1 protein-coding gene is annotated in these 773 nt (G+C 44.5%); it reads right to left on the reverse strand.

Annotation, left to right across the window (positions count from 1 at the left end):
• Positions 1-773 (reverse strand): thiamine pyrophosphate-dependent enzyme (locus ACS8FD_RS19560; RefSeq protein ID WP_439277088.1); only part of this gene is annotated, 773 nt, incomplete at both ends.

Below are 773 nucleotides of genomic sequence, written 5' to 3' on the forward strand. Positions count from 1 at the left end.
TCTAGCGACTCACGGTATAAGTCCTCGTAATTTTTGGCTTTTTCTTCATCGATCACACCAGCTTCTACTAATTGCTGTGCATAGAGTGCACGAGTCGTTGGTAACTTTTTGATAACGGAATACATCAATGGCTGAGTTGCAGAAGGCTCATCGGCTTCGTTGTGACCGTTACGGCGATAACAAAACAGATCGATAATAATATCTTTATCAAACTCATGACGGTAATCAAGTGCAAGCTGCGCGGCAAAAACAACCGATTCAGGATCATCACCGTTTACATGTAAAATAGGAGCATGAACCATTTTGGCGACATCGGTGCAGTATTCTGTCGAACGCAAATCTTCTTGACGACTGGTCGTAAAGCCAACTTGGTTGTTTATGACAATATGTACCGTACCACCCGTGGTATAAGCACGCGTCTGTGACATCTGAAAAGTCTCTTGCACCACGCCTTGACCAGCAAACGCTGCATCACCATGCACAACGATTGGCAATACTGAGTTGCCATCTTTGTCATTATGACGAGCTTGATCATTACGGCGTACTTGACGAGCGCGAACAGAGCCTTGTAGTACGGGGGCAACGATTTCAAGGTGGGATGGGTTAAAAGCCAATGCTAGATGAGCTTCACCGCCTGGTGTCATTACATTAGATGAATAACCATTGTGGTATTTGACATCGCCTGAGCCTTTTTCTGGCTGTACTTTCCCATCAAACTCGTCAAATAGATCAGCAGGATTTTTACCCAAGACGTTAACCAATAAGTTAAGACG

This window comes from Psychrobacter sp. 1U2, from assembly GCF_051847575.1.